General features: G+C 60.4%; 29 protein-coding genes. 19 read left to right on the forward strand and 10 right to left on the reverse strand.

Annotation, left to right across the window (positions count from 1 at the left end; translation table 11 throughout):
* Positions 1-30: 30 nt before the first annotated feature.
* From ACZRJ6_RS06965 to pilG, 4 genes are read right to left on the reverse strand one after another with little or no spacing between them, the layout of a single operon-like run.
* Positions 31-2,085 (reverse strand): methyl-accepting chemotaxis protein, encoded by a 2,055-nt coding sequence (locus ACZRJ6_RS06965; RefSeq protein WP_463967777.1) that lies wholly within the window; start codon positions 2,083-2,085, stop codon positions 31-33.
* The gene (locus ACZRJ6_RS06970) at positions 2,082-2,621 is read right to left on the reverse strand and encodes a chemotaxis protein CheW (protein WP_463967776.1); all 540 of its coding nucleotides are present in this window, start codon (positions 2,619-2,621) and stop codon (positions 2,082-2,084) included. Before ACZRJ6_RS06970 ends, ACZRJ6_RS06965 begins: the two co-directional genes overlap by 4 nt.
* Before the next feature lie 12 nt (positions 2,622-2,633).
* Positions 2,634-2,999 carry a twitching motility response regulator PilH gene (pilH, locus tag ACZRJ6_RS06975; protein ID WP_463967775.1) on the reverse strand — a complete coding sequence of 122 codons (366 nt, stop codon included), beginning with the start codon at positions 2,997-2,999 and terminating at the stop codon, positions 2,634-2,636.
* Positions 3,000-3,045: 46 nt separating this feature from the next.
* On the reverse strand, positions 3,046-3,453 hold the full coding sequence (pilG, locus tag ACZRJ6_RS06980) for a twitching motility response regulator PilG (RefSeq protein WP_133102426.1): 408 nt from the start codon (positions 3,451-3,453) through the stop codon (positions 3,046-3,048).
* Positions 3,454-3,691: 238 nt separating this feature from the next.
* Between pilG and gshB the strand changes: the two genes are divergently transcribed.
* From gshB to ACZRJ6_RS07015, 7 genes are all read left to right on the forward strand, one after another.
* Positions 3,692-4,645 (forward strand): glutathione synthase, encoded by a 954-nt coding sequence (gene gshB, locus ACZRJ6_RS06985; RefSeq protein WP_463967774.1) that lies wholly within the window; start codon positions 3,692-3,694, stop codon positions 4,643-4,645.
* Positions 4,646-4,722: 77 nt separating this feature from the next.
* The gene (locus tag ACZRJ6_RS06990) at positions 4,723-5,622 is read left to right on the forward strand and encodes an energy transducer TonB (protein WP_463967773.1); all 900 of its coding nucleotides are present in this window, start codon (positions 4,723-4,725) and stop codon (positions 5,620-5,622) included.
* A gap of 67 nt (positions 5,623-5,689) precedes the next feature.
* Positions 5,690-6,259 (forward strand): YqgE/AlgH family protein, encoded by a 570-nt coding sequence (locus ACZRJ6_RS06995; protein ID WP_463967772.1) that lies wholly within the window; start codon positions 5,690-5,692, stop codon positions 6,257-6,259.
* Positions 6,259-6,696, forward strand: a complete 438-nt coding sequence (ruvX, locus tag ACZRJ6_RS07000) for a Holliday junction resolvase RuvX (RefSeq protein WP_133102430.1) — start codon at positions 6,259-6,261, stop codon at positions 6,694-6,696. The genes ACZRJ6_RS06995 and ruvX overlap by 1 nt, the downstream gene beginning before the upstream one ends.
* 82 nt (positions 6,697-6,778) lie before the next feature.
* A complete protein-coding gene (pyrR, locus tag ACZRJ6_RS07005; RefSeq protein ID WP_463967771.1) occupies positions 6,779-7,285 on the forward strand; it encodes a bifunctional pyr operon transcriptional regulator/uracil phosphoribosyltransferase PyrR in 507 nt (168 codons plus the stop codon).
* A 24-nt stretch (positions 7,286-7,309) separates the two neighbouring features.
* Positions 7,310-8,314 (forward strand): aspartate carbamoyltransferase catalytic subunit, encoded by a 1,005-nt coding sequence (locus tag ACZRJ6_RS07010; protein WP_463967770.1) that lies wholly within the window; start codon positions 7,310-7,312, stop codon positions 8,312-8,314.
* On the forward strand, positions 8,311-9,582 hold the full coding sequence (locus ACZRJ6_RS07015; protein ID WP_463967769.1) for a dihydroorotase: 1,272 nt from the start codon (positions 8,311-8,313) through the stop codon (positions 9,580-9,582). Before ACZRJ6_RS07010 ends, ACZRJ6_RS07015 begins: the two co-directional genes overlap by 4 nt.
* A gap of 122 nt (positions 9,583-9,704) precedes the next feature.
* Here the strand turns inward: ACZRJ6_RS07015 and ACZRJ6_RS07020 are convergent, their stop codons facing one another.
* Positions 9,705-10,133, reverse strand: a complete 429-nt coding sequence (locus tag ACZRJ6_RS07020) for an NINE protein (protein ID WP_133102434.1) — start codon at positions 10,131-10,133, stop codon at positions 9,705-9,707.
* Between the two features lie 251 nt (positions 10,134-10,384).
* On the opposite strand from ACZRJ6_RS07020, the gene ACZRJ6_RS07025 reads away from it, so the two are divergent.
* Positions 10,385-11,020, forward strand: a complete 636-nt coding sequence (locus ACZRJ6_RS07025) for a C40 family peptidase (protein ID WP_149412207.1) — start codon at positions 10,385-10,387, stop codon at positions 11,018-11,020.
* Positions 11,021-11,048: 28 nt separating this feature from the next.
* On the opposite strand, the gene ACZRJ6_RS07030 is transcribed toward ACZRJ6_RS07025, so the two are convergent.
* The gene (locus ACZRJ6_RS07030; RefSeq protein WP_463967768.1) at positions 11,049-12,083 is read right to left on the reverse strand and encodes a type IV pilus twitching motility protein PilT; all 1,035 of its coding nucleotides are present in this window, start codon (positions 12,081-12,083) and stop codon (positions 11,049-11,051) included.
* A gap of 57 nt (positions 12,084-12,140) precedes the next feature.
* Between ACZRJ6_RS07030 and ACZRJ6_RS07035 the strand changes: the two genes are divergently transcribed.
* The 10 genes from ACZRJ6_RS07035 to ACZRJ6_RS07080 all read left to right on the forward strand — a co-directional run bounded on the left by ACZRJ6_RS07035 (position 12,141) and on the right by ACZRJ6_RS07080 (position 18,995).
* Positions 12,141-12,827 carry a YggS family pyridoxal phosphate-dependent enzyme gene (locus ACZRJ6_RS07035; protein ID WP_149412209.1) on the forward strand — a complete coding sequence of 229 codons (687 nt, stop codon included), beginning with the start codon at positions 12,141-12,143 and terminating at the stop codon, positions 12,825-12,827.
* 33 nt (positions 12,828-12,860) lie between these two features.
* On the forward strand, positions 12,861-13,679 hold the full coding sequence (proC, locus tag ACZRJ6_RS07040) for a pyrroline-5-carboxylate reductase (protein ID WP_463967767.1): 819 nt from the start codon (positions 12,861-12,863) through the stop codon (positions 13,677-13,679).
* A 9-nt stretch (positions 13,680-13,688) separates the two neighbouring features.
* Entirely contained in the window at positions 13,689-14,279 is a 591-nt protein-coding gene (locus ACZRJ6_RS07045) for a YggT family protein (RefSeq protein WP_133102439.1), read from the forward strand.
* A complete protein-coding gene (locus ACZRJ6_RS07050; RefSeq protein WP_133102440.1) occupies positions 14,279-14,572 on the forward strand; it encodes a DUF167 domain-containing protein in 294 nt (97 codons plus the stop codon). Before ACZRJ6_RS07045 ends, ACZRJ6_RS07050 begins: the two co-directional genes overlap by 1 nt.
* Positions 14,573-14,634: 62 nt before the next feature.
* Positions 14,635-15,774 carry a homoserine O-succinyltransferase MetX gene (metX, locus tag ACZRJ6_RS07055; RefSeq protein ID WP_133102441.1) on the forward strand — a complete coding sequence of 380 codons (1,140 nt, stop codon included), beginning with the start codon at positions 14,635-14,637 and terminating at the stop codon, positions 15,772-15,774.
* Positions 15,775-15,781: 7 nt separating this feature from the next.
* Complete coding sequence (gene metW, locus ACZRJ6_RS07060; RefSeq protein ID WP_133102442.1) at positions 15,782-16,402, forward strand: methionine biosynthesis protein MetW; 621 nt, start codon at positions 15,782-15,784, stop codon at positions 16,400-16,402.
* Positions 16,403-16,426: 24 nt separating this feature from the next.
* Positions 16,427-16,861, forward strand: coding sequence for a DUF4426 domain-containing protein (locus ACZRJ6_RS07065; protein WP_463967766.1), 435 nt, complete (start codon positions 16,427-16,429; stop codon positions 16,859-16,861).
* Positions 16,858-17,454 (forward strand): RdgB/HAM1 family non-canonical purine NTP pyrophosphatase, encoded by a 597-nt coding sequence (gene rdgB, locus ACZRJ6_RS07070; protein ID WP_463967929.1) that lies wholly within the window; start codon positions 16,858-16,860, stop codon positions 17,452-17,454. The genes ACZRJ6_RS07065 and rdgB overlap by 4 nt, the downstream gene beginning before the upstream one ends.
* Positions 17,451-18,653: a radical SAM family heme chaperone HemW gene (hemW, locus tag ACZRJ6_RS07075; RefSeq protein ID WP_463967765.1), complete on the forward strand. Its 1,203-nt coding sequence runs from the start codon at positions 17,451-17,453 to the stop codon at positions 18,651-18,653. The genes rdgB and hemW overlap by 4 nt, the downstream gene beginning before the upstream one ends.
* A gap of 18 nt (positions 18,654-18,671) precedes the next feature.
* On the forward strand, positions 18,672-18,995 hold the full coding sequence (locus ACZRJ6_RS07080) for a DUF3392 domain-containing protein (RefSeq protein WP_133102446.1): 324 nt from the start codon (positions 18,672-18,674) through the stop codon (positions 18,993-18,995).
* Between the two features lie 81 nt (positions 18,996-19,076).
* Here the strand turns inward: ACZRJ6_RS07080 and trmB are convergent, their stop codons facing one another.
* From trmB to ACZRJ6_RS07100, 4 genes are all read right to left on the reverse strand, one after another.
* Entirely contained in the window at positions 19,077-19,802 is a 726-nt protein-coding gene (gene trmB, locus ACZRJ6_RS07085; protein ID WP_463967764.1) for a tRNA (guanosine(46)-N7)-methyltransferase TrmB, read from the reverse strand.
* Between the two features lie 9 nt (positions 19,803-19,811).
* The gene (locus ACZRJ6_RS07090) at positions 19,812-20,606 is read right to left on the reverse strand and encodes a thiazole synthase (protein WP_463967763.1); all 795 of its coding nucleotides are present in this window, start codon (positions 20,604-20,606) and stop codon (positions 19,812-19,814) included.
* A gap of 68 nt (positions 20,607-20,674) precedes the next feature.
* Positions 20,675-20,875, reverse strand: a complete 201-nt coding sequence (gene thiS, locus ACZRJ6_RS07095) for a sulfur carrier protein ThiS (protein WP_463967762.1) — start codon at positions 20,873-20,875, stop codon at positions 20,675-20,677.
* Positions 20,876-20,966: 91 nt separating this feature from the next.
* On the reverse strand, positions 20,967-21,347 hold the full coding sequence (locus tag ACZRJ6_RS07100) for a DUF423 domain-containing protein (RefSeq protein ID WP_133102450.1): 381 nt from the start codon (positions 21,345-21,347) through the stop codon (positions 20,967-20,969).
* 74 nt (positions 21,348-21,421) lie between these two features.
* Here ACZRJ6_RS07100 and mtgA point away from each other — a divergent pair, with 74 nt between their 5' ends.
* Positions 21,422-22,144: a monofunctional biosynthetic peptidoglycan transglycosylase gene (mtgA, locus tag ACZRJ6_RS07105; RefSeq protein WP_463967761.1), complete on the forward strand. Its 723-nt coding sequence runs from the start codon at positions 21,422-21,424 to the stop codon at positions 22,142-22,144.
* The last annotated feature ends 68 nt before the right edge of the window (positions 22,145-22,212 follow it).

The following is a 22,212-nucleotide window of genomic DNA, read 5'->3' on the forward strand; positions in this document are numbered from 1 at the left end:
CAGAATTCATGAATTGCAGTGTCGCTAACATCAATCCACATCCACCTGCCGAGCCGGCGGCAAGGTGAACCCCGACACCGAGCGCCGCAACTGACTGGCCATTTTCGCCAGGTTGCCGATGCTTTCGGCCGTGGCCGTAGAGCCCGACGAGGTCTGGCTGGTGATCTGCTGGATCACGTTCATGGTCAGGGATATCTGCCCCGCCGACGAGGTCTGCTGTTGCGCCGCATTGGAGATGCTCTGGATCAGCGCGGCGAGGGTTTTCGACACGCCTTCGATCTCTTCCAGCGCTACCCCGGCGTCCTGGGCCAACCGGGCGCCGCGCACCACTTCGGTGGTGGTTTGCTCCATGGAAATAACCGCTTCGTTGGTGTCGGTCTGAATCGCCCGCACCAGGGTTTCGATCTGCCGGGTAGCGGCCGAAGAACGCTCCGCCAGACGCTGAACTTCGTCGGCCACCACCGCGAAACCGCGCCCGGCATCACCGGCCATGCTGGCCTGGATCGCGGCGTTGAGGGCGAGGATATTGGTCTGCTCGGCGATGTCGTCGATCAGGCTGACGATGTCGCCAATTTCCTGGGACGATTCCCCCAGGCGCTTAATGCGCTTGGCGGTGTCCTGGATCTGTTCGCGGATGTTGTCCATACCATGGATGGTGTTGTGCACCACCTCGTTGCCCTTGTTGGCGATTTCCACCGAGCGCTCTGCCACAGCCGAGGATTCGGCGGCGTTGGCCGATACTTGATCAATGGATTGGGCCATCTGATTGATCGCCGTGGAAGCTTCGGCGATCTGCTGGGCCTGGTGCTCCGAGGCTTGGGCCAGATGCATGGCGGTGGCCTGGGTGTCCTGCACCGCGCCGGCGACTTGGCCGGCGGTGAGGTTGATAGTCGCCACCAGGTCGCGCAGTTGGTCTACGGAATAGTTGATGGAGTCAGCGATGGTGCCGGTAAAGTCTTCGGTCACCGAGGCAGTGACGGTGAGGTCGCCGTCGGCCAGGTCTTCGATTTCGTCCAGCAAGCGCATGATCGCGTTCTGGTTGCGCTCGTTCTTTTCAGCGGTTTCGCGCAGTTGGCGATTGGTCTCGCGCACCATCACCAAGCCGATCAGGATGATCGAGGCCAGCGCCAGCAAACCCAGCACGTAGCCGCCTATGGTGTCGAAGGTGCGACCGGCCGCCAGGTTTTCAAAACCGGTAGCCAGGTGCGAGGCTTCATCGAGCAGGGTTTGCGACAGGCTGAAAATATTGCTCGCCGAGGCGCGTACCTGGAACAGTTGCGGCGAGGTTTCGAGGATTTCATCCACGGAGCCTGAGACGAATTCGAACAGCTCCGCAATTTCTGCCAGACGAGCACGGGCGTCGGGGTCTTGCACTTCGGTGATCTTCAGGCCGGCGTTGCCCTGGAGCATGCCGTTGAGTACCAGGCCAAAACGGTTGGCATCGCGGCCAAAGGCATCGGCGGCCTTGACGGCGGTTTCATCGCCGGCGAGCACGGTGTTGACCGCTCCCAGGATTCGCTCGGCCAGCAACGATTGCCGCTGGGCCACGGCCACCTGGCTGGCTGGCGCGCCGCGTTGCAGGAGAATCTCCACGACCTTTTCCGACTCCAGCTGCAATTGCGGCACGGTTTCAGCCAGGGTCGCGGCCACCTGATGCAACGACAGCACCGTCTGTTCGCTGGCCAGGATCGCGTCGGTGTTCTTCAGCAGCGCTTCCCAGTCATGCTGCACCGCACGCATCTCGCCGCGTACGGCACTGGGTGCAGCAGGCAAGCCCGTGGCCGGGTCGCCCTTTTTGAGGTAACCCCAGCGCTGGGCAAAATCGTTGCGCGCCTCGCTCAGCAGCTTGAACGCGGCACCCTTGCCGGCCGCGGCTTCGGTGGCGTTCTTACCGATACGCTGGGACAGCACCCGCAACTCGCCGGCATGGCCGATGTACTGCTTGTCGTAGGTGGACTGGGTATTGAGGTAGGCAAAGTTGGCGAACAGCAACATGATGAAAATGATCAGGGCGATAAACAGCACAATGATCTGCGAACGGCTACGGGAGGCTTCCTGGGGTTTGGCGGGAGTGACGGTGGTCATGCGGAGACATCCATGAAGCCTGGTGCCTGGGCCAGGGCGAAGGGGCTGAAGACCTGCCACAGCTGGTCGCTGCTGAACTGGCCTTGGATAAACGGCGCGCTGGCCGCTTCATCCATCGACAGCTCGGCGCGTTCCAGCAGGTCCTGGGCAAAATGCTGCAGGCCGACCACTTCATCTACCAGCAGGCCAACAAAGATATCTTCGTGCTCGATCACCAATACTCGCCTCTGTTTGCGCCGCGCAGACAACCCGTGACCGAAGAACCCGCACAGGTCAATGACCGGCAACAGGCGCCCGCGCAGGTTCGCCACGCCCTTGACCCAAGGCTTGACCCCCGGCATCAAGGTGCAGCGCGGCTCGTGCAGCACTTCGGCGACTTCGCCCATGGGCGCAACGTACCAGTGATCACCCAGCCTAAAACCGATCCCGCTCCAGCTGTGCAGCCGGGTTTCCTGGGACGGCAGGTCGGCGGCCAACAGGCGGCAGCGGCGGTCGATGTCCAGCAGCAGTTCAAAGGCGGTTTGCGACTCGGTCATGGGAGCGTGCCGTCAGCCGATCAACACCTTGTTCAGGGTGGCGATCAGGGTCTCTTCATCCACCGGTTTGGTCAGGTAATCCTTGGCGCCTTGGCGCGTGCCCCAAACCTTGTCGGTTTCCTGATCCTTGGTGGTAATGATGATCACCGGGATATGGCCGGTTTCCGGGTCCTTGGTCAACTGGCGCGTCGCCTGGAAGCCGTTGAGACCCGGCATGACGATATCCATCAGCACCGCGTCTGGCTTTTCCTGGCGGGCAAGCGCTACGCCATCACCACCGTTTACGGCCTTGAGGACCTCGTGACCGTGCTTTTCCAGCATGCCGGTCAGTTTGTACATTTCAGTCGGCGAATCGTCGACGATCAGAATACGTGCCATGGTTTTCCCCACTACATTGGTCGATGCAAGCCCATATGGGCCTGCGTCAATGTGCTTGTTCTACTGCAGCGAAACCCGGCACATACGCCTTGATCGCGCTCAGCAGTTCTTCCTTGCTGAAAGGCTTGGTCAAAAACTGATCAGAGCCGACGATGCGTCCCTTGGCCTTGTCGAACAGACCGTCCTTGGAAGACAGCATGATCACCGGTATCGCCTTGAACGACGGGTGATTCTTGACCAGAGCGCAGGTCTGATAGCCATCCAGGCGCGGCATCATGATGTCGACAAAGATAATGTGCGGGTGATGATCAACGATCTTGGCCAAGGCATCGAAACCGTCGATGGCCGTGATGACTTCGCACCCTACGTTCTTCAACAGTGTTTCAGCGGTGCGGCGAATCGTCTTCGAATCGTCGATCACCATCACTTTCAAGGCGCTGGAATGCTGTTCCATATCTGCTCTACCCTCGCCACAGCGAATCGGTTTCGGTGTGTACTGCCTGATATTGCAAGGGACGAACGCCAAAACCCTTGCGGTTCAAGGGCCAGCACGCCATGGCAGCCTTTTTAGCACAGACTGGTGAGGCAATCTATCAGCCGACCGGCAAGGTGGTTTTTCCTTGACCCACAACACCCGCAGCGCCACTCTGACGCCACTTTTATGCGCCCTTATTTGCTAGAGGAAATCCCCCATGAGCGTTCGCGTCGGCATTGTCATGGACCCTATCGCCAGCATCTCCTATAAAAAGGATAGCTCGCTGGCCATGCTGCTGGCCGCCCAGGCCCGCGGCTGGACCCTGTTCTATATGGAACAGCGTGATCTTTATCAGGCCGAAGGGGAAGCTCGGGCACGGATGCGCCCGCTGCAGGTGTTTGCCAACCCTGAGAAGTGGTTCGAACTGGGCGCCGAAATTGACAGCCCCCTGAGCGACCTGGACGTGATCCTGATGCGCAAGGACCCGCCCTTCGACATGGAGTTCGTCTACTCCACCTACCTGCTGGAGCAGGCAGAACGTGCCGGTGTGCTGATCGTCAACAAGCCCCAGAGCCTGCGCGACTGCAACGAAAAGCTGTTCGCCACGCTGTTCCCGCAGTGCACGCCGCCCACCGTAGTCAGCCGCCGCGCCGATGTACTGCGTGAGTTTGCCGCCAAGCACGGCGATGTGATCCTTAAACCCCTGGACGGTATGGGCGGCACCTCGATCTTCCGGCATCGTGCCGGCGACCCGAACCTTTCAGTGATCCTGGAAACCCTGACGGCGCTGGGCAGCCAGCAAATCATGGCCCAGGCCTATATCCCAGCGATCAAGGACGGCGACAAGCGCATCCTGATGATCGACGGCGAGCCGGTGGACTATTGCCTGGCGCGGATTCCGGCAGCGGGTGAGACCCGTGGCAACCTGGCCGCCGGCGGTCGCGGTGAAGCCCGTCCGTTGACGGACAAGGATCGCTGGATTGCCGCCCAAGTCGGCCCGACCCTGCGCGAAAAAGGCCTGCTGTTTGTTGGCCTTGACGTGATTGGCGAGAACCTCACGGAAATCAACGTCACCAGCCCGACCTGCATTCGTGAAATCGACAATGCCTTTGGCACTAATATCGGTGAAATGCTGATGGCGGCTATCGACCAAAAGCTAAAAACCAAGTGACATAGAACAACCAGACACAAACCGACATTGCGTTATCATGCCCCACCTGTGAAATGCGCGATGTTGGTTTTCCTGTTATGACGCTCCCGTCCGAACTGCCCCCCGAACTCTCCCACAGCGGCGTGCGCCCGGCTGATCGGCTCGGATTTACCCTTTTTCTGGCGGCGTTGATTCATTTGGCTCTGATCCTCGGTCTGGGCTTCACCTTCGCCGAACCCAAGCAGATCAGCAAAACCCTGGAAATCACCCTCGCCACCTTCAAAAGCGAAAAGAAGCCGGAAAAGGCTGACTTCCTCGCCCAGGACAATCAGCAAGGCAGCGGTACCCTGGACAAGAAGGCGGTGCCCAAGACCACCAAAGTCGCGCCGTTCCAGGACAACAAGGTCAATAAGGTCACTCCACCGCCGGCCCCCAAGCCTGAGGTCAAGCAGGCCGCGCCGAAGGCCGCCGTTGCCACCGTCGCACCTAAACCGCAAAAAGCCGTAACCCAGCGCGAAACGGTGAAGACCGAGCCGGCTCCCAGCAAACCAGCGCCAACCTTCGACAGCTCCCAACTCTCCAGCGAAATCTCCAGCCTGGAAGCAGAGTTGGCCGCCGAGCAGCAGTTGTACGCCAAGCGCCCACGTATTTATCGCCTGAACGCCGCCTCGACCATGCGCGACAAAGGCGCCTGGTATAAGGACGAATGGCGCAAGAAGGTCGAGCGCATCGGCAACCTGAACTATCCGGACGAAGCCAGGCGCCAGCAGATTTACGGCAATTTACGCCTGCTGGTGTCGATCAATCGCGACGGCTCTTTATATGAAGTGCTGGTGCTGGAGTCGTCCGGCCAGCCGATGCTGGACCAGGCGGCGCAGCGGATTGTCCGTCTGGCAGCACCGTTTGCCCCCTTTACCGGGGACCTCGCGGACATTGATCGACTGGAAATCATCCGCACCTGGCGCTTTGCCAAGGGGGATCGGTTGTCCAGCAATTGACTGCCATGCTGATTTCCTGCACATCCTCAGCTTGTCAGTTCGCCCCTCCAACGCCACACTAGCGAACATGAAAAATGTCAGTCCGACCTACCTCAAGCACCAATTCCTGATCGCCATGCCCCATATGGCCGACCCGAACTTTGCGCAGACCTTGACCTATATCGTCGAGCACACGGCCAATGGTGCCATGGGGCTGGTGGTCAATCGCCCACAGCACCTGAGCCTGGCCGACATCCTTGAGCAGTTGCGCCCAGACATCGAGCCGCCGGCCAACAGCCAGGGCGTGCCGATCTACATCGGCGGGCCGGTGCAGACTGACCGGGGATTCGTGCTGCACCCTACGGGGCCCAAATTCCAGGCCACTGTGGATCTCGACGGGCTGTCCCTGTCCACCTCCCAGGACGTGCTGTTCGCCATCGCCGATGGCGTCGGGCCACAGCAGAGCCTGATTACCCTGGGTTATGCCGGCTGGGACGCAGGACAACTGGAAGACGAACTGGCCAACAACGCCTGGCTGACCTGCCCGTTCGATGCTGACATTCTGTTCAATACCGCCAGCGAACTGCGCCTTGAAGCCGCGGCGGCAAGGTTGGGCGTCAATCTCAGCCTATTGACCAGCCAGGCGGGGCACGCCTGATGGCCCTGCGTCTTATCCTCGGTTTTGACTACGGCACCAAACAGATCGGCGTCGCCGTCGGCCAGGTGATCACCGGCCAGGCCCGCGAACTGTGCACCTTGAAAGCCCAAAACGGCATACCTGACTGGAACCAGGTCGAAGCCTTGATCAAGGAATGGAAACCCGACGCCGTGGTGGTGGGCTTGCCGCTGAACATGGACGGCACCCCGAGCGACATGTGCCTGCGGGCCGAAAAATTCGCCCGGCGCCTCAATGGCCGCTACAACCTGCCCTTCTATACCCACGACGAACGCCTGACCACCTTCGAAGCCAAGGGCGAACGCCTGGCCCGTGGCGGGCAAAAAGGCAGCTACCGTGACAACCCGGTAGACGCCATTGCGGCCGCCCTGCTGCTGCAAGGCTGGCTGGACGAAAATACCGCTTTATTTGAATCCTGACTGACGCGGCTTGCCGCGTCTTCTTACATTTAAGCCCGCACCTTGCCGACACCCTGCCGTGCAAGGCCTTGAAGGAGCCACCATGAGCCTGCCCAATCCCGCCGAACTTATCCGCCAAATGGCGTCAAGCCTTACGGCACACTTGGAACACCGCGCCATCCGCGAGCCGCGCTTTATCGGCATTCGCACCGGCGGCATCTGGGTGGCCCAGGCGTTGCTGGAAGAGTTGGGCAACGACTCGCCCCTTGGCACCCTGGACGTGTCCTTCTATCGCGACGACTTCAGCCAGAACGGCCTGCACCCGCAAGTTCGCCCTTCGGCCCTGCCCTTCGATATCGAAGGCCAGCACTTGGTGCTGATCGATGATGTGCTGATGAGCGGCCGCACCATCCGCGCCGCCCTCAACGAACTGTTCGACTACGGCCGCCCGGCCAGCGTGACCCTGGTCTGCCTGCTGGACCTGGACGCTGGCGAGTTGCCCATCAGCCCGGACGTGGTCGGCGCCACCTTGTCGCTGGGCGCTCAGCAACGGGTAAAATTGTCCGGCCCTGCGCCGCTCAAACTCGAACTGCAAGAGCTTGCCCTTTAACCCTCCTTGTAAAGAGTCCCCGCGATGACGCCTCCAGATACCAAGCGCCCGCTGCAGCTCAATGCTCAGGGCCAGCTGCGCCACTTTTTGTCCCTCGACGGTTTGCCCCGCAAACTGCTCACCGAAATCCTCGACACCGCCGACTCGTTCCTTGAAGTCGGCGGCCGGGCGGTGAAAAAGGTCCCGCTGCTGCGGGGCAAGACCCTATGCAACGTGTTCTTCGAGAATTCCACCCGCACGCGCACCACCTTTGAACTGGCGGCCCAGCGCTTGTCGGCAGATGTCATCACGTTGAACATCTCCACATCGTCGGCAAGCAAGGGCGAAACCCTGCTCGACACCCTGCGCAACCTCGAAGCCATGGCCGCCGACATGTTCGTCGTGCGGCACGGTGACTCGGGCGCGGCGCACTTCATCGCCGAACACGTATGCCCGCAGGTGGCGATCATCAACGGCGGCGATGGCCGTCACGCCCACCCAACCCAGGGTATGCTCGACATGCTGACCATCCGTCGACACAAGGGTGGCTTCGAAAATCTCTCGGTGGCCATCGTCGGCGACATCCTGCACTCGCGGGTAGCGCGCTCGAACATGCTGGCCCTGAAAACCCTTGGCTGCCCGGATATCCGGGTGATCGCGCCAAAAACCCTGCTGCCCATTGGCATCGAGCAATATGGCGTTAAGGTCTACACCGACATGGTCGAAGGCCTGAAAGACGTCGATGTGGTGATCATGCTGCGCCTGCAACGCGAACGCATGTCCGGCGGCCTGCTGCCCAGCGAAGGTGAGTTCTACCGCCTGTTCGGCCTGACCACCGCGCGCCTGGCCGGCGCCAAACCGGATGCCATTGTCATGCACCCTGGCCCGATCAACCGTGGTGTGGAGATTGAGTCGGCAGTGGCCGACGGGCCGCAGTCGGTGATTCTCAACCAGGTCACCTACGGCATCGCCGTACGCATGGCGGTATTGTCCATGGCCATGAGCGGGCAAACCGCACAACGTCAATTCGAGCAGGAGAACGCCCAGTGAAGATCAGCATCCTCGGCGCCCGCGTCATCGATCCCGCCAGTGGCCTGGATCAAGTCAGCGATTTGCACCTGGAAGCCGGCAAGATCATTGCCATCGGCGCCGCACCCAGCGGCTTCAGCGCCGTCAAGACCATCGACGCCAAAGGCTTGGTCGCCGCGCCTGGGCTGGTGGATCTGAGTGTCGCCCTGCGCGAACCGGGTTACAGCCGCAAAGGCAGCATCGCCAGTGAAACCCGCGCAGCCGCCGCCGGTGGCGTCACCAGCCTGTGCTGCCCGCCGCACACCAAGCCGGTGCTGGACACCTCGGCCGTGACCGAACTGATCCTCGACCGCGCCCGCGAAGCCGGCAACTGCAAGGTCTTCCCCATCGGCGCCCTGAGCAAAGGCCTGGACGGCGAACGGCTGGCCGAGCTGATCGCCCTGCGCGACGCCGGTTGCGTGGCCTTCGGCAATGGCCTGGAGAGTTTTCGCAGCACCCGCACCCTGTGCCGCGCCCTGGAATATGCAGCCACCTTCGACCTGACGGTGATTTTCCACTCCCAAGACCGCGACCTGGCCGAAGGCGGTCTGGCCCACGAAGGCCCCACCGCCAGCTTCCTCGGCCTGGCGGGCATCCCGGAAACCGCAGAAACCGTGGCCTTGGCCCGGGACCTGCTGCTGGTGGAACAAAGCGGCGTGCGGGCGCACTTCAGCCAGTTGACCAGTGCACGGGGCGTGGCACTGATCGCCCAGGCACAAGCTCGCGGTTTGCCGGTGACGGCGGATGTGGCGCTGTATCAGCTGATTTTGACGGATGAAGCACTGATCGACTTTTCCAGCCTGTACCACGTGCAGCCGCCACTGCGCACTCGTGCTGATCGTGATGGTTTGCGGGCGGCGGTAAAATCCGGGGTGATCTCGGCGATTTCCAGCCATCACCAGCCTCACGAGCGGGATGCCAAGATGGCGCCATTCGGCGCGACAGAGCCTGGAATCAGCAGTGTTGAATTGCTGCTGCCGTTGGCGATGACGTTGGTGGAAGATGGCTTGCTGGACTTGCCAACGCTGTTGGCGCGCTTGAGCTCAGGCCCTGCGCAAGCGTTGCGCCTGCCGGCGGGTAAGCTGGAAGTGGGTTCAGCGGCGGATCTGGTGCTGTTTGATCCGGCCAGCTCCACGGTTGCCGGGGAGCACTGGCTGTCCAAAGGCGAAAACTGCCCGTTCATCGGTCACAGTTTGCCGGCGAATGTGCGATACACCTTCATGGATGGGCGGATCAGCTACCAGGCTTGATGACCTACTCGGTCAATGTGGGAGCGCGATAGCGGAGTGTCAGATACCCAAAATGTCGACTGACACACTGCTATCGCACCATAAGTATCTACACACTTTGAAGACAGAAACCGCCGTAGCTGTTATCGACCGCCAAGCCGCTCGGCATTGCGAATCGAAATCTGCGTATTCAGCGTCCAGAAGTCATACAGCACGCCAATCAGGAACAAACCACCGGTCAGCAGATAAAGGAGTCCGGTAAGCCATTTGCCCTGATACATCCTGTGCAAACCAAACACCCCAAGGAACGTCAGCAAGATCCAGGCGACATTATATTCAATGGGACCAGCGGTAAAACGCAGGTCCGCTTCCCGATCCATGGCCGGAATCAGGAACAGGTCAATCAACCAGCCAATCCCCAACAGGCCCAAGGTGAAAAACCAGATCGTGCCGGTCACTGGTTTGCCGTAATAAAAGCGGTGAGCACCCGTAAAGCCCAAAATCCAGAGCAGGTAACCGATCACCTTGCTGTGGGTGTCTTGCTGCGAAACATCCTGTCGATAGGTGTTCATAAATGACCTCTTTTGTCTCGATAGATAAATATTTCTGGTTTCTTTGTGACTTTTTTACAGACACCCGACGTATGGCAAATGGTATCGTCGCTTCCCTCAAAGCCCTGTACCACCTGACTTGTGTAGGACAATTGCGGCAGTTCGTCGCGGTTTTCCTGAGTTTGCCCCCAAGGTTCAGTCGACAGACGGCCTGAGAACGACACAAAAAGCTGTTATAAAGTTGCGCGCAAACCCATATAGAGCCTTGCCTAATGCGACCATTTTTCAAGACATGGCTAACCATTTGCCTATTAATGCCACTGGCCGCCCACGCCACCAATCGTGAGCAACGACTTCCGAACGTTAACGGTTTCACCCCTAAAGTTCATGCCACTACCAGCTCCGCCAAATCGGTAAAGCTGACCGTCAAGCGCCCGACTCAACTGAGCAAGGCCCACGGTAAAGCAACACCCGGCCTGATAGCGGTCAATACCAAGCAAAGCAGTACCGTCTTGAGCCGCGCCGTCAACGTGCTCGGCACTCCTTATCGTTGGGGCGGCAGCAGCCCAAGTAAAGGGTTCGACTGCAGCGGCTTGGTGAAATATGCATTTAATGATGTTGCCGCGGTTGATTTGCCGCGCACCTCCAATGCCATGGCCAACGGCCACGGGCAAAAGGTTGATCGCAAGGACCTGAAACCGGGCGACCTGCTGTTCTTCAAACTCAAGAGCCGCCAGGTCAATCATGTTGCCATCTACCTGGGCAACGACCGCTTCATCCACGCACCACGCCGTGGCAAGTCGGTCAGCATCGACACTCTGAAAAAACCGTTCTGGGACAAGAACTACGTGATTGCCAAGCGCGTGCTGCCTAAAGAACAGAACAATCTGCGGATTGTGCAGCGCTGATCGGCTTACTGTAGGAGCAAGCTCGCTCCTACAGTTCCCCAGGTACCCTCGCTTTCTCCCGCGCATCCTCGCGACTGATCAGACCCTGGCTGACCAACGCCTTCAAGCTCATGTCCAACGTCTTCATTCCCAACGCCCCACCCGTCTGAATCGCCGAATACAGCTGCGCCACCTTGTCCTCGCGGATCAGGTTACGGATCGCCGGTGTGCCGAGCATAATTTCATGGGCCGCCACCCGTCCGCCGCCGATCTTCTTGATCAACACTTGTGACACCACCGCCTGCAATGACTCCGAGAGCATTGAGCGGACCATGGCCTTTTCACCGCCCGGAAACACATCCACCACCCGGTCCACGGTTTTCGCCGCCGACGAGGTGTGTAGGGTGCCGAACACCAAGTGCCCGGTTTCCGCCGCGGTCAGCGCCAGGCGGATGGTTTCCAGGTCGCGCATCTCGCCCACCAGGATGACGTCAGGGTCTTCGCGCAGTGCCGAGCGCAAGGCTGTCGAAAAGCTATGGGTATCGCGATGCATCTGCCGCTGGTTGATCAGGGCGTTTTTCGGCTGGTGGACAAATTCGATGGGGTCTTCAAGGGTAAGGATGTGTTGATGACGGTGGTTGTTGAGGTAATCGATCATCGCCGCCAGGGTGGTGGATTTCCCGGAGCCGGTAGGGCCGGTTACCAATACCAGCCCCCGGGGTAGATCAGCGATCCGCCGAAACACCTCGCCCAACCCCAGGCTTTCCAGGCTCTGGACCTTTGACGGAATAGCGCGAAACACCGCCCCAACGCCCCGATGCTGCTGAAAGACATTCACCCGAAAGCGCGCCACGTCGGGCAACTCGAAGGCAAAATCCGTTTCAAGAGATATTTCGAAATCCTTTTGCTGGTGTTTGTTGAGTAAAGGGCTGAGCAGATCCACAACTTGCGTAGAGCTCAGCACCGGCCAGTCGAGCGCACGAACCTCGCCATCGACCCGCACCATCGGCGCCAGCCCGGCCGACAGATGCAGGTCGGACGCGCCTTGGCTGACGCTTGCAGCCAGCAATTGAGTGATATCCATAGGGCTTTCCATTTCCAGTAGAATGCCGCGAACTCCATATCCACGGGCGCATCTTGAATGTCGACGATAGCAGACAACATCGGCCTGGTTAGTGACCGGATCCGCGCGGCGGCCCAGGCCGTACAGCGCGACGAACACAGCATCCACCTGCTGGCCGTCAGCAAGACCAAACCCGCGCAAGCCGTGCGCGAAGCCTATGCCGCCGGGATGTGCGACTTTGGCGAGAACTATCTGCAGGAAGCGCTCGGTAAACAACTGGAATTAACCGACCTCCCCTTGAGTTGGCACTTCATTGGCCCCATTCAATCGAACAAGACTCGTGCGATCGCCGAGAATTTCGCTTGGGTGCATTCCGTGGACCGCCTGAAAATCGCACAACGCCTGTCCGAGCAACGTCCGGCCAACCTGCCGCCGCTGAATATCTGTATTCAGGTCAACGTCAGTGGCGAAGACAGTAAATCCGGCTGTACACCCGCAGATTTGCCGGCACTGGCCGAAGCGATAAGCGCCCTGCCCCGCTTGAAACTTCGCGGTTTGATGGCGATTCCCGAGCCGTCTGAAGATCGGGCAGCCCAGGACGCCGCGTTCTCAGCTGTACGCGATCTGCAAGCAAGCCTGAACCTGCCACTGGACACACTTTCCATGGGCATGAGCCACGACCTTGAGTCGGCCATCGCCCAAGGCGCCACCTGGGTGCGGATCGGTACCGCCCTGTTTGGCGCCCGCGACTACGGACAGCCGTGAAATGGCTGACTTCCATCTGAGTAAGGACCTGTCATGAGCAACACGCGTATTGCCTTTGTCGGCGCCGGTAACATGGCGGCCAGCCTGATCGGCGGCCTGCGGGCCAAGGGCCTGGAAGCGGACCGGATTCGCGCCAGCGACCCCGGTACCGAGACCCGCGCCCGCGTCAGTGCTGAACACGGCATCGAAGTCTTCGCCGACAACGCCGAGGCCATTCAAGGCGTCGACGTGATCGTGTTGGCGGTCAAGCCACAGGCCATGAAAGCCGTGTGCGAAAGCCTGCGCCCGAGCCTCAAACCCCATCAACTGGTGGTGTCCATAGCCGCCGGCATCACTTGCGCCAGCATGAACAACTGGCTCGGGGCCCAGCCGATTGTGCGCTGCATGCCCAATACCCCGGCGCTGCTGCGTCAGGGTGTGAGCGGGTTGTATGCCACCAGCGAAGTTAGCGCGGCACAACGTGATCAGGCGCAAGAGCTGTTGTCGGCTGTCGGCATCGCCCTGTGGCTGGAACAAGAGCAACAACTGGACGCCGTCACCGCCGTATCCGGCAGTGGTCCTGCGTACTTCTTCCTGCTGATTGAAGCAATGACCGCCGCCGGCGTGAAGCTTGGCCTGCCTCGGGAAACTGCCGAGCAACTGACCCTTCAAACCGCGCTGGGCGCCGCGCACATGGCGGTAGCGAGTGATGTCGATGCCGCCGAACTGCGCCGTCGCGTGACCTCGCCGGGTGGTACCACACAAGCCGCTATCGAATCGTTCCAGGCCGGGGGCTTTGAAGCCCTGGTGGAAAAAGCATTGGGCGCCGCAGCGCACCGCTCGGCCGAGATGGCCGAACAACTAGGTCAATAAGGAGCCAACATGATTGGTTTGAACACCGCAGCCGTCTACGTACTGCAAACCCTCGGCAGTCTGTACTTGCTGATCGTGCTGTTGCGTTTTGTCCTGCAACTGGTACGGGCAAACTTCTACAACCCGCTCTGCCAATTCGCCGTGAAGGCTACGCAGCCGCTGCTCAAGCCATTGCGCCGAGTGATCCCGAGCCTGTTCGGCCTGGACATGTCCTCGCTGGTGCTGGCGATCCTGGTGCAGTTGGCGTTGATGGCCCTGACGTTGCTGCTGACTTACGGCACTACCGGCAATTTCCTGCAGTTGGTGGCCTGGTCCCTGATCGGTGTGACCGCGCTGTTCCTGAAGATCTTCTTCTTTGCCCTGATCATCAGTGTGATCCTGTCCTGGGTCGCTCCGGGCAGCCATAACCCTGGCGCCGAACTGGTCAACCAGATCTGCGAGCCTGCCCTGGCGCCGTTCCGCAAGATCCTGCCGAACTTGGGTGGCCTGGATATTTCGCCGATCCTCGCCTTCATGGCACTCAAGCTGCTGGATATGCTGGTGATCAACAATCTGGCGGCCATGACCCAAATGCCAGACATCCTGCGCCTTCTGATCTGATGAGCTATTTCCGCTGGGACGGTGACGATCTGATTCTGGATTGTCACCTGCAACCTGCAGCCCGCAGCAACGAGTTCGCGGGCCTGCACGGCGAACGCCTGAAGATCCGCCTCACCGCCCCGCCAGTGGAGGGCAAGGCCAATGCCTATCTGATGGCGTTTCTGGGCAAGGCTTTCGGTATCCCAAAAAGCCAGGTCAGCCTGATCAGTGGCGAGTTGAACCGGCAGAAACGGGTTCGGCTGAAGGCGCCTAAAAAGCTGCCGGACTTGCCGGGGTTGGTGCGACCGGCCTGATCACTTGCCGCTGGGGTCCCCGCTCTTTAGACTTACTCCTCATTTAAACGAGAGCAGGGTCGATGCCAACTGCCTTTCCCCCCGATTCTGTTGGACTGGTCGTGCCACAAGTGGCGCACTTCAGCGAACCGCTGGCCCTGGCCTGCGGCCGTTCGCTGCCAGCCTACGACCTGATCTACGAAACCTATGGCGAACTGAACGCCACGGCCAGCAACGCCGTGCTGATCTGCCACGCCCTATCCGGCCACCATCACGCAGCCGGTTTCCACAACGTCGACGAGCGCAAGCCCGGCTGGTGGGACAGCTGCATCGGCCCTGGCAAGCCTATCGACACCAATAAGTTCTTCGTGGTCAGCCTGAACAACCTCGGCGGTTGCAACGGCTCAACCGGCCCCAGCAGCCTCAATCCGGAGACTGGCCGACCGTTCGGCGCCGACTTCCCGGTGCTGACCGTGGAAGATTGGGTTCACAGCCAGGCGCGCCTCGCTGATCTGCTGGGCATCGGCCAATGGGCAGCGGTGATCGGCGGTAGCCTGGGCGGCATGCAAGCCCTGCAATGGACCATCACTTATCCGGATCGGGTGCGCCATTGCCTGGCCATTGCCTCGGCGCCCAAGTTGTCGGCGCAGAACATCGCCTTCAACGAAGTGGCACGCCAGGCGATCCTCACCGACCCCGAGTTCCACGGCGGTTCGTTCCAGGAAGCTGGCGTGATTCCCAAGCGCGGGCTGATGCTGGCGCGGATGGTGGGACACATCACTTACCTGTCGGATGACTCCATGGGCGAGAAATTCGGCCGCGGCTTGAAGAGCGAGAAGCTCAACTACGACTTCCACAGCGTCGAGTTCCAGGTCGAAAGTTACCTGCGCTATCAGGGCGAAGAGTTTTCCGGGCGTTTCGACGCCAACACCTACCTGCTGATGACCAAGGCTCTGGACTACTTCGATCCGGCGGCGAACTTCGACGATGACCTGGCGAAAACCTTCGCCAATGCCACATCCAAGTTCTGCGTAATGTCGTTCACCACCGACTGGCGCTTCTCCCCGGCCCGCTCGCGGGAGCTGGTGGATGCACTGATGGCCGCGAAGAAAGACGTCTGTTACCTGGAGATCGACGCACCGCAGGGCCACGACGCCTTCCTGATCCCGATCCCGCGCTACCTGCAAGCGTTCACCCACTACATGAACCGCATAAAACTGTGAGAACGCCATGAGAGCCGACCTGGAAATCATCCAAGACTGGATCCCCGCCGGCAGCCGCGTACTCGACCTGGGTTGCGGCGATGGCGAACTGCTGAGCTGGCTGCGGGACAACAAGCAAGTCACCGGCTATGGCCTGGAAAACGACCCGGACAACATTGCCCAGTGCGTGGCCAAGGGCATCAACGTCATCGAGCAGGATCTGGACAAGGGGCTGGGCAACTTCGCCAGCAACAGTTTCGATATCGTGGTCATGACCCAGGCCCTGCAAGCCGTGCACTACCCGGACCGGATTCTCGACGAAATGTTGCGGGTAGGCCGCCAGTGCATCATCACCTTCCCCAATTTCGGCCACTGGCGCTGCCGCTGGTACCTGGCCAGCAAGGGCCGGATGCCGGTGTCGGATTTCCTGCCGTACACTTGGTACAACACGCCGAACATCCACTTCTGCACCTTCGAGGATTTCGAAGCGCTGTGCAGTGAACGCGAAGCCAAAGTCATCAACCGCCTTGCTGTCGACCAACAGCACCGCCACGGGTGGGCCAGTAAGCTATGGCCTAATCTGTTGGGTGAGATCGGGATTTACCGGGTCAGCAGTCCGGGCCTGACAGACCATCAGATTGCCATCTAACAACCCTATTTAAGGAGGACGATCATGAGTCGCCTGGCTGTTTTTCTACTCACCGCGTGCCTAAGCGTCACGGCCATGGCCGCCGACGTTATCAAGGGTGAGCGCAAGGAAGTGTTTGGTGATATCACCGTTCACTACAGCACCTTCAATTCCACCTTTTTGCAACCCGATGTGGCCCAGGCGGTTGAGCTGGTGCGCAGCAAGCAGCAGGGCGTGATCAACGTTTCTGTGATCAAGGGCGGCACTCCGTTAACCGCGCAGGTCAGCGGTACGATCACAGAGTTGAGCGGCAAGAGCGTGCCTCTGAGCTTCAAGCAGATTACTGAAAAGGGGGCGATTTATTACCTCGCCCAATACCCGGTGCCGCAGCAAGAAATCCGGGTTTTCACCATCAACGTTGAAACCGGCGGCAAAGCCCACGGTTTCAGTTTCAACCAAGAACTGTTTCCGGCTGAATAATGAACCTCACGCAACTCGTACTGGCCAGCCATAACGCCGGCAAACTCAAAGAACTCCAGGCCATGCTCGGCGAGTCGGTGCAACTGCGCTCGATTGGCGAGTTCAGCACCGTCGAACCGGAAGAGACCGGCCTGTCATTCGTCGAGAACGCCATCCTCAAGGCCCGCAATGCTTCGCGCATCTCGGGCCTACCGGCCCTGGCGGACGATTCGGGGCTGGCGGTGGACTTTCTTGGCGGTGCGCCGGGCATTTATTCCGCCCGTTATGCCGATGGCCAAGGCGATGCGGCGAACAACGCCAAGCTGCTGGACGTACTCAAGGACGTGCCCGACGCCGAGCGCGGCGCACAGTTCGTCTGTGTGCTGGCCTTGGTGCGTCACGCTGACGACCCGTTGCCGATCCTCTGCGAAGGCCTGTGGCACGGGCGCATCCTGCATGCGGCCAGCGGTGCCCACGGTTTTGGTTATGACCCGCTGTTCTGGGTACCAGAGCGCGATTGCTCAAGCGCCGAGCTGAGCCCGGCAGACAAGAACCAGATCAGCCACCGCGCCCGTGCAATGGATTTGCTGCGCCAGCGTCTGGGCCTGAAATGATCCAGAATACCTCTGCGCAGCCACTGATCCTCGGTGGCGCGCAAACACCTCGGGCGGCCCTGCCTCACCTGCCGCCCCTGGCGCTGTACATCCACATCCCGTGGTGCGTGCGTAAATGTCCCTATTGCGACTTCAACTCCCACACCGCCAGCCCCGTGTTGCCGGAAGAAGAGTACGTCGATGCCTTGCTGGCTGACCTTGATCAGGACCTGCACGCCGTTTACGGCCGCGAACTGAGTTCGATCTTCTTCGGCGGCGGCACCCCCAGCCTGTTCAGCGCAGCCGCGCTGGGCCGGCTGCTCAAGGGCGTGGAACAACGTATCCCGTTTGCCTGCGACATCGAGATTACCCTGGAAGCCAATCCCGGAACCTTCGAGCAAGAGAAGTTCGTGGCTTATCGCAAGCTGGGAATCAATCGACTGTCCATTGGCATCCAGAGCTTCCAGCAGGAAAAACTCAAGGCCCTGGGCCGAATCCACAATGGTGACGAAGCCATACGTGCCGCCGGTATGGCGCGTCGGGCAGGGTTCGACAACTTCAACCTGGACCTGATGCACGGCTTGCCCGATCAGTCCCTGGATGACGCCCTGGACGACCTGCGCCAGGCCATCGCCCTCAAACCCACACACCTGTCGTGGTATCAACTGACCCTGGAACCCAACACAGTGTTCTGGAACCAGCCGCCGACACTGCCGGAAGACGACACCTTGTGGGATATCCAGGAGGCAGGCCAAGCCCTGCTGGCCGAACACGGTTACGCCCAATATGAAGTCTCGGCCTACGCCCAGACGGGCCGGCCGGCGCGGCACAACCTCAATTACTGGAGTTTCGGCGACTTTATCGGCATCGGCGCCGGCGCCCACGGCAAGCTCAGCCATCCAGACGGGCGCATTGTGCGCACCTGGAAAACCCGCCTGCCCAAGGACTACCTCAACCCGACAAAAAACTTCCAGGCCGGCTCGAAAGAACTGACCAATGATGAGTTGCCGTTCGAGTTTCTGATGAACGCCCTGCGCCTCACCGACGGCGTCGAAGCCAGGCTCTACACCGAGCGCACCGGCCTGGACCTGGCCAGCCTCAGTGAAGCCCGCCGAGAGGCAGAACAAAGTGGCTTATTGCAGGTCGAACCGTCACGCCTGGCGGCCACCGACCGCGGGCAACTCTTTCTCAATGACCTGCTGCAGAAGTTTTTGAGCTGATAGCTCTAAGGAAATCGAATGGATTTGGTACTCGACCTGCTCGCCACCGTATCCCGCTGGAGCCGCAGCAACCTGTCGGAAATCTCCCTGGCCCTCGTCGGCTGCCTGCTGGTGGTGTTCGGCGCCGACATCAAGGGCTGGGTCGACGCCCGCATGGGCAGCATCGCCGGCGCGTTGCGCGTACCGCTGATGGCCCTGGTGTGCATGATCGGCAGTGGCGCCGCGTTGATCTACGCCACGCCGTGGATTGTTCGGGGGCTGAGCCAGTTCAACAACTACAGCCTGGCGCCGGTGTTGTTGGTGGTGCTGGTGTTGATTGGGGTTGTAGCGGATCGGCGCTGACCTCAAGCCCAACACAAAACACAACTGTAGGAGCGAGCTTGCTCGCTCCTACAGTTGATTGCCTTTCAGCTTTCTAGCTGATTAAGACAGCTTCTCGAACTTCATATCCCAAACCCCATGCCCCAGTCGCTCGCCGCGACGCTCGAACTTGGTGATCGGCCGTTCGGTCGGACGCGGGACGCATTTGCCGTCTTCGGCCAGGTTGCGGTAGCCGGGGGCGACGTCCATGACTTCCAGCATGTACTCGGTGTACGGTTCCCAGTCGGTGGCCATGTGCAGGATGCCGCCGACCTTGAGCTTGCTGCGTACCAGCTCCGCGAAGGAAGCCTGGACGATGCGGCGCTTGTGGTGACGGCTCTTGTGCCATGGGTCGGGAAAAAACAGCATCAGGCGATCGAGGCTATTGTCAGCGATGCAACGGTTGAGCACTTCAATGGCGTCGCAGTCGTAGACCCGCAGGTTGGTCAGGCCCAGGGTGAGCACGCCGTTGAGCAGCGCGCCGACACCCGGACGGTGCACTTCGACACCGATAAAGTCCTGTTCCGGCGAGGCCGCGGCCATTTCCAGCAGGGAGTGGCCCATGCCGAAGCCGATTTCCAGGGAGCGTGGGGCCGAACGGCCAAACACTTGGTCGAAGTCCACCGGCGCGTCGGCCAGGGGCAGGACGAACAGCGGCGTGCCCTGCTCCAGGCCCTTTTGCTGGCCTTCAGTCATGCGCCCAGCGCGCATCACAAAGCTCTTGATGCGGCGGTGCTGGCGCTCTTCGCCTTCTTCCACAGGGTTCGGCGTTTCGTTTGATTCAGTCATCAATGGCTCTTACTTGATCAGACCATCCAGCGGCGAGGAGGCGCTGGCGTAAAGTTTTTTCGGCATACGCCCGGCGAGGTACGCCAGGCGGCCGGCGACAATGGCGTGTTGCATGGCTTGCGCCATCATGATCGGTTGCTGCGCGTTGGCGATGGCCGAATTCATCAGCACCGCTTCACAGCCCAGCTCCATGGCGATGGTGGCGTCGGAGGCGGTACCGACCCCGGCGTCCACCAGCACAGGAATCTTGGCTTCTTCGAGGATGATCTGCAGGTTGTAAGGGTTGCAAATCCCCAGGCCAGTGCCGATCAGGCCAGCCAGCGGCATCACGGCGATACAGCCGATTTCCGCCAGTTGACGGGCGATGATCGGGTCATCGCTGGTGTAGACCATCACGTCGAAGCCTTCCTTGACCAGGGTTTCAGCGGCCTTGAGGGTTTCGATCACGTTGGGAAACAGGGTTTTCTGGTCGGCCAGGACCTCCAGCTTCACCAGGTTGTGGCCGTCGAGCAGTTCACGGGCCAGGCGGCAAGTGCGCACGGCCTCGATGGCGTCGTAGCAACCGGCGGTGTTCGGCAGAATGGTGTAGCGATCCGGCGGCAGGATATCCAACAGATTCGGTTCGCCCGGGTTCTGGCCAATATTGGTGCGGCGCACGGCAACCGTGACAATCTCGGCGCCCGAGGCTTCGATGGCCAGGCGGGTTTCTTCCATGTCGCGATACTTGCCGGTGCCTACCAGCAAACGCGACTGGTAGGTACGACCGGCCAGGACGAAGGGCTTGTCGCTACGAACGATGCTCATGGGAAATCCTCTGTTGGGGTGAGGTTCTGCAGAATGCGGGTTGGCGCGCTTACGCACCGGGCGAACGGCTAGCCGCCGCCGATAGCGTGGACCACTTCGACCTGGTCACCCTCGGTGAGCGCGGTCTCGGCGTGCTGGCTACGCAGGACGATATCCTGATTGAGCTCCACTGCGACGCGGCGTCCGGTCAAGTCCAGACGGGTCAGCAGGGCCGCAACGGTTTCACCGTCGGGCAGTTCAAAAGATTCGCCGTTCAACTGAATGCGCATGCCGCAGGCCGCCATCGTTTTTAGGGGCCAGCATTCTAGCCCGATCGGCCTTGCCGACCCAAGGCCCTTCGTCAGCTGCAAACGGCAAGCTTTAAGCCGAGAGTTGCAAGCGCCAGGCAGCCAGGCCAAGGCACAGCCAACCAATCAGGAACGCCAGGCCGCCGAACGGCGTAATGATCCCAAGTTTGCTGATGCCGGTCAGCGTCAGCAGGTACAGGCTGCCGGAGAACAGCAGGATGCCGACGACAAACGACATGCCCGCCCAGGTGACCAGCCGACCGGGAATGTGCGCGGCCAGCAGGGCCACGCCGAACAGTGCCAGGGTATGTACCAGTTGGTAGGTCACGCCGGTGTGGAAAATCGCCAGATAGTCGGCGCTCAGGCGGTTTTTCAGGCCGTGGGCGGCAAACGCACCAAGGGCGACACCGGTGAAACCAAAAAAGGCAGCCAGTAACAGAAAGCCACGCAGCATGAGGAACTCCAGTCAGACTCATTGGACAGGGTCTGTATAATGGCCCGCTCAAACGGTTCGGCCAAGCCATCTCTATGCTGCGTCTCCTCTTCAGTCGTTTCCTCAAAGCCGTGAAATGGTTTGCCATCGGCAGCATTTTACTGGTGCTGCTGTTTCGCGTGGTACCGCCACCGGGAACCGCGTTGATGGTCGAGCGCAAGGTCGAGTCCTGGTTCGACGGCGAACCCATTGACCTGCAGCGCAGTTGGGTGCCGTGGGATGAAATCTCCGCCGATCTGAAAGTAGCGGTGATGGCTGGCGAGGATCAGCGCTTTCCCCAGCATTGGGGCTTTGATTTTGGTGCGATCCAGGCCGCCTTGCTGCATAACGAGCGCGGCGGTTCGCTTCGCGGTGCCAGCACCTTGAGCCAGCAAGTGTCGAAGAACTTGTTCCTGTGGGCCGGGCGCAGTTGGCTGCGCAAGGGGCTGGAGGCCTGGTTTACCGGGCTGATCGAGATTCTTTGGCCCAAGCAGCGAATTCTTGAGGTGTACCTCAACAGCGTGGAGTGGGATGAAGGGGTATTTGGCGCGGAGGCGGCGGCACGGCATCACTTTGGCGTGAGCGCGAAGTCCCTGAGCCGTCAGCAGGCCAGCTATCTGGCGGCGGTGCTGCCTAACCCACGGGTTTGGAGCGCCAGTCATCCGACCGCTTATGTAGCCCGACGGGCCGCCTGGATTCGCCAACAGATGAGTCAGTTGGGTGGCGACAGTTACCTGAATGAACTGAGCAATTCGCGTAAGGCGCCATGGGCCGACTGATTTTTTCCAGCACCAACAAAAATGCCCCGATCTTTCGATCGGGGCATTTTTTTATGCCTTTCGCAGCG

Source organism: Pseudomonas sp. C321, from assembly GCF_055407105.1.

Coding starts and splice junctions, on each gene's coding strand:
- ACZRJ6_RS06965 (WP_463967777.1), bottom strand. CDS start 2,085: ATGACCACCGTCACTCCCGCCAAACCCCAGGAAGCCTCCCGTAGCCGT.
- ACZRJ6_RS06970 (WP_463967776.1), bottom strand. CDS start 2,621: ATGACCGAGTCGCAAACCGCCTTTGAACTGCTGCTGGACATCGACCGC.
- pilH (WP_463967775.1), bottom strand. CDS start 2,999: ATGGCACGTATTCTGATCGTCGACGATTCGCCGACTGAAATGTACAAA.
- pilG (WP_133102426.1), bottom strand. CDS start 3,453: ATGGAACAGCATTCCAGCGCCTTGAAAGTGATGGTGATCGACGATTCG.
- gshB (WP_463967774.1), top strand. CDS start 3,692: ATGAGCGTTCGCGTCGGCATTGTCATGGACCCTATCGCCAGCATCTCC.
- ACZRJ6_RS06990 (WP_463967773.1), top strand. CDS start 4,723: ATGACGCTCCCGTCCGAACTGCCCCCCGAACTCTCCCACAGCGGCGTG.
- ACZRJ6_RS06995 (WP_463967772.1), top strand. CDS start 5,690: ATGAAAAATGTCAGTCCGACCTACCTCAAGCACCAATTCCTGATCGCC.
- ruvX (WP_133102430.1), top strand. CDS start 6,259: ATGGCCCTGCGTCTTATCCTCGGTTTTGACTACGGCACCAAACAGATC.
- pyrR (WP_463967771.1), top strand. CDS start 6,779: ATGAGCCTGCCCAATCCCGCCGAACTTATCCGCCAAATGGCGTCAAGC.
- ACZRJ6_RS07010 (WP_463967770.1), top strand. CDS start 7,310: ATGACGCCTCCAGATACCAAGCGCCCGCTGCAGCTCAATGCTCAGGGC.
- ACZRJ6_RS07020 (WP_133102434.1), bottom strand. CDS start 10,133: ATGAACACCTATCGACAGGATGTTTCGCAGCAAGACACCCACAGCAAG.
- ACZRJ6_RS07025 (WP_149412207.1), top strand. CDS start 10,385: ATGCGACCATTTTTCAAGACATGGCTAACCATTTGCCTATTAATGCCA.
- ACZRJ6_RS07030 (WP_463967768.1), bottom strand. CDS start 12,083: ATGGATATCACTCAATTGCTGGCTGCAAGCGTCAGCCAAGGCGCGTCC.
- ACZRJ6_RS07035 (WP_149412209.1), top strand. CDS start 12,141: ATGTCGACGATAGCAGACAACATCGGCCTGGTTAGTGACCGGATCCGC.
- proC (WP_463967767.1), top strand. CDS start 12,861: ATGAGCAACACGCGTATTGCCTTTGTCGGCGCCGGTAACATGGCGGCC.
- ACZRJ6_RS07045 (WP_133102439.1), top strand. CDS start 13,689: ATGATTGGTTTGAACACCGCAGCCGTCTACGTACTGCAAACCCTCGGC.
- ACZRJ6_RS07050 (WP_133102440.1), top strand. CDS start 14,279: ATGAGCTATTTCCGCTGGGACGGTGACGATCTGATTCTGGATTGTCAC.
- metX (WP_133102441.1), top strand. CDS start 14,635: ATGCCAACTGCCTTTCCCCCCGATTCTGTTGGACTGGTCGTGCCACAA.
- metW (WP_133102442.1), top strand. CDS start 15,782: ATGAGAGCCGACCTGGAAATCATCCAAGACTGGATCCCCGCCGGCAGC.
- ACZRJ6_RS07065 (WP_463967766.1), top strand. CDS start 16,427: ATGAGTCGCCTGGCTGTTTTTCTACTCACCGCGTGCCTAAGCGTCACG.
- hemW (WP_463967765.1), top strand. CDS start 17,451: ATGATCCAGAATACCTCTGCGCAGCCACTGATCCTCGGTGGCGCGCAA.
- ACZRJ6_RS07080 (WP_133102446.1), top strand. CDS start 18,672: ATGGATTTGGTACTCGACCTGCTCGCCACCGTATCCCGCTGGAGCCGC.
- trmB (WP_463967764.1), bottom strand. CDS start 19,802: ATGACTGAATCAAACGAAACGCCGAACCCTGTGGAAGAAGGCGAAGAG.
- ACZRJ6_RS07090 (WP_463967763.1), bottom strand. CDS start 20,606: ATGAGCATCGTTCGTAGCGACAAGCCCTTCGTCCTGGCCGGTCGTACC.
- thiS (WP_463967762.1), bottom strand. CDS start 20,875: ATGCGCATTCAGTTGAACGGCGAATCTTTTGAACTGCCCGACGGTGAA.
- ACZRJ6_RS07100 (WP_133102450.1), bottom strand. CDS start 21,347: ATGCTGCGTGGCTTTCTGTTACTGGCTGCCTTTTTTGGTTTCACCGGT.
- mtgA (WP_463967761.1), top strand. CDS start 21,422: ATGCTGCGTCTCCTCTTCAGTCGTTTCCTCAAAGCCGTGAAATGGTTT.